The organism is Candidatus Zixiibacteriota bacterium (genome assembly GCA_018820315.1).
Classification (GTDB): domain Bacteria; phylum Zixibacteria; class MSB-5A5; order JAABVY01; family JAHJOQ01; genus JAHJOQ01.
The window spans coordinates 1-2,248 of record JAHJOQ010000020.1; the positions used below are offsets into that span (position 1 = coordinate 1).

Here is a 2,248-nt window from a genome sequence, read left to right on the forward strand (position 1 = left end):
TACCCTCGGAATAAAACCATGCCGCTATGACGGCGAAGAGATGACTCCGGCGTCCATGCCGAACAGAGGACAAATACGTCGAATAATAGCCCTTGACAACGCGCTCTCAGAGATGACGATTCTTCAGGGTTTCTCAGCAAGCCCTATTGTAAGAATGGGTGTGCAGTCTGCTAAAGTAAATGACCCAATAATGCGATAATATGTACATGAGCCACCGGCGCATATTGATATTGATCATATTGCTTCTCTCTGCAAGTCGTCTCTCAGCAACAGAGACCATCGCAGAGATCAAGAAAGCATCATCGCCATCGCAGATAGACAGCATGCGTGCGCTTCAGGTATTACTGCCAATAGGGTACGACGCTGATACTCCAAGCCGTGCACCAAGATTCCTTCCGGAGGTGCAGTGCACAGCTCGAATGGTCGGGTCGTCTTACTGGGCAGTTGATAGCTGGCTTGCAGGCGATGAACTCTACAAGGTCTATCAGGATGTTGAACTGCTCGGCAACGACTGCACGTACCCGGTCTCCGTAACACACACAGCATTCGAAATCGAGTTCTTGTATCCGGGAACACTCTGGGTACAGGCGGACATCGAGGCCCTCGATCCGGATGTATCCACAGAGAACTGTCCCTATCCCGGTTATGTCCTCGGCATTACCGAAGACCTTGGATTCCTCGTACCGGGTGAGGGCAGCTATCTTATCATCATGCCGTTTGACGAACCGGTAGTCGTAGACGGACCGTATTTCGCAGGGTGCTACTTCGGGGGGCCGGTTTATGAAATGGGCCCAGCCTTAATCACTGACGATGATCCTTACGCCTGCGTCTCATGGAACGATTGGGGTGAAGGCTATATCGATCTGATATCGAACCCATATTTCAATTTCCCCGGCAATTTGGTCATGTACTCGCTCGGATACTCGTCTGAGGCGCAGACTGAACTGACCAAAGTGAGGTTTTACACCCCAACAGACAGCAGCTCTCAGTCAGGTCAAATACAGCTCTGTGCTGCAGAATCGGCAGACACAATAACTTACTGGTCGTGCAAATTCGAATATTACTTTGCCGGCGGATGGAATCTCATCGGAGATGATGCCACTTCCGATGTGACCCTTCGAAACAGCGTGTCACCGGCGACTATCAACCCCGGATTCGCAGCAACCTGGAATACGACCGGTCTCGCAGAGAGCTGGTACTCGGTCAGGACTCAGCTATACACTACTTCTGACACTTACACAGCGGATACGATTGACATCTATGTGGATAATACACCACTTAAGCCATTATTCACCAATCCAATAGATGGCGATGCTATATGTGATACTTCAACCATAATTGCCACGATTCAGGACGAAGATGTCACCTTCGTGCAGTTCGAAATTCGCGAGTCCTCGAACACAATCACAATGCCATTACCGTTTCTGAATCAGCAGATGTATGGCGATGTCGATGGCGACACTCTCGACGGGAATCATTCATATCAGGCGGAATTCGGTGAATATTTCAACGGTCCAACCGCTGTGACGAGCATATTGTCCTACTTCGCTAACCAAGGCTACACCGATGTCATGAAGGAGGCTGGCACATCACTTTCGACTCGGCAGATGGTCGAAAAGATCGCAGATTCAGCCCGTACACGGCTGCGGATGGGATCGCAGGACGACAATCTGCTCGGAGCACTGCGTTCACACTTGATAGCCAATGGCAACCGGTTTCGAGTCGATTTGCTCGATGATGTCGATCTCAATGAGTTGCTCTATTTGACAGCCTACCGCAACGGCGCGGTGCTTCTCGGCATAAGCCAGCCATTTGGACACTGGCTCGGCCTGAGAAGTCTCACCATGCCGGCAGCGACCGACGGATCTGTCGAATGCATGCTCTACGACACTCGCGGAGGTACCGAAGTTGTATCTGGCATCGGATTCGCACCCACTCTGCAAGTTGACTATCAGGGATCAATGCGGGTCGTCGATCGGGTGGCGGCAATATATCCGAAAGCTGACACTGCCTATCGCGAGGTTATCGGAGGCGATTTCAATGCTGCTGATGGCTGGAGTTTCTTCTGGAATGCCTCGTCAAAGCCCGAAGGCAGCTACATGCTCGCGGCAGTCGGAATCGATATCACCGGCCATGTCGGTCAAGGCACCGCATGGATCGAATTAAAGTGCGCATCTCCGTGGGTGCCGGGTGATGCCAACGGGTCCGGTTTCATTGACATCGATGACGTAGTCTACACAATCGCGTA

The 2,248-nt window shown here is 51.6% G+C and carries 2 protein-coding genes; both read left to right on the forward strand.

Annotated features, from left to right (window positions below):
• The coding region (locus KKH67_01995) for a hypothetical protein (protein ID MBU1317946.1) at window positions 1-199 on the forward strand (199 nt) is incomplete at its 5' end.
• Between the two features lie 7 nt (window positions 200-206).
• A partial coding sequence (locus KKH67_02000; GenBank protein ID MBU1317947.1) for a hypothetical protein occupies window positions 207-2,248 on the forward strand: 2,042 nt, incomplete at its 3' end.